Origin of the sequence: Exiguobacterium sp. A1_3_1, from assembly GCF_048985645.1 — a bacterium.
In the GTDB taxonomy this organism is placed as follows: Bacteria; Bacillota; Bacilli; order Exiguobacteriales; family Exiguobacteriaceae; genus Exiguobacterium_A; species Exiguobacterium_A indicum.
The window spans coordinates 1-1,495 of the sequence record NZ_WBYY01000299.1 but is presented as its reverse complement, the minus strand read 5'-3'; the positions used below and the strand labels follow the sequence as shown (position 1 = coordinate 1,495).

General features: G+C 47.2%; 3 protein-coding genes. All 3 read left to right on the top strand.

Features of this window, described 5'->3' with window-relative positions; all coding sequences use genetic code 11:
• The first annotated feature begins 8 nt into the window (after nucleotides 1-8).
• Nucleotides 9-134 carry a hypothetical protein gene (locus tag F8N00_RS17915; protein ID WP_421018735.1) on the top strand — a complete coding sequence of 42 codons (126 nt, stop codon included), beginning with the start codon at nucleotides 9-11 and terminating at the stop codon, nucleotides 132-134.
• A 101-nt stretch (nucleotides 135-235) separates the two neighbouring features.
• Complete coding sequence (locus tag F8N00_RS17910) at nucleotides 236-760, top strand: AAA family ATPase (RefSeq protein ID WP_058713409.1); 525 nt, start codon at nucleotides 236-238, stop codon at nucleotides 758-760.
• Nucleotides 761-861: 101 nt separating this feature from the next.
• The coding region (locus F8N00_RS17905) for a HAMP domain-containing protein (protein ID WP_421018734.1) at nucleotides 862-1,495 on the top strand (634 nt) is incomplete at its 3' end.

The window sequence follows — 1,495 nt, the reverse complement described above, 5'->3', positions numbered from 1 at the left end:
CCCACGTCATGGGTGCGACGAAATCGATGAGTCTTGATCAACGCGAAGGGGCGGTCGGTCTGTTGACGATGGTCTTGACGGCTGTCTGTGCTAGCATTCTCGCACCGTTTTTAATCACATGGTTATATGGCTAAACACTCTGTTTTTTCAACGGAGTGTTTTTTTGTAACCGATTGAAACTTGTCGACCACTTTTGCAGTATAGTACAACAGAAAACAGGGTGGAGGAGAAGAAGATGATCATTTGGATTAACGGTACGTTTGGTGTCGGGAAGACGACAGCAGCAAAAGGATTACAAAAGCGTTGGAGCGGATCATACATTTTTGACCCGGAAGAGACGGGTTATTTTCTACGGGCGCAACTGCCGGAAAACAAGGACGATTTCCAGGATGAGCCGTTGTGGCGCACGTTTAACCGACAGCTCCTCGAACAGCTCGATACGGAAGATGCGCGGATCATCGTGCCGATGACCTTGACGAATCCAGCGTACTTTCAGGAAATCATCGGCACGTTACGAGCGAACGGTCATGACGTCCGTCATATCGCCCTGATGGCGAAGGAGACAACTGTCAAACGCCGCCTGATCAGCCGCTTTGAGCGTCCAAACTCGTGGGGCGGTCAACAGGCAGAACAACGCTTACGTCAACTGACCGATCCATTGTTCAGTCAACAGATCGAGACGGATGATCTGACGAAAGGACAAATCGTCGATGCGATTGCCCTCGTGACCGGGATTGGACTCTCGCCTGCCCGACCGTAAAGGATTCAAGAGGGATGTTTCCGGGAATCATTAGATGATAATAGATGAGGAGGAAACAATCTTGAACGAAGGGCAACTTATTGCTAGGAGGATTTATGAATATGAAACACTGGATGACTGAGAAATTGGGCAGACAGTTGATGGCGATTTTTTATAGTGTCTTTGCACTAAGTGTCATCACATCGGTTGCCAGTTATTTATACGTGGATAATGCAGACGGTCGGACGAAGGAGCAAGTACTTGACCAGTTACAAAAGACGCAATGGTTCTGGTTCTTGAACTTGATGATTTTTATATTTTGTCTATTGTTCATCGTCCGTCCGTTGATACATCGGGTGACGTCACAACTCCGCGAATTGATCGTCAAAAGCCGTCGCCTTGCGGAAGGCAAGTCGATTTCGCTCGAGCATGATGTCGACAGCCATAATGAAGTCGGTCAATTGACGGCATCGTTTTACCAGATGGCACGGTCGATCTCATCACAACATGCGGAATTGTCAGCTAAGAATCAAGAAATGGAACACAATCAGGAAGTATTGAAGCAAAAACAGAACGAGCTTGAGCGTGCTCTTGAATTGACGCGGACGAATGAACTCCATTTGCAGGATCGGAATGAACTGATCGAAACGCTTGCTTCAAAGGAGAGTTTATTCGATTATTCATCCGTCATCAGTACGATCGTTCGGTTGACGAAGACGGAATTCGGTGCACTGTTATTGATCTGTCTCTTATACA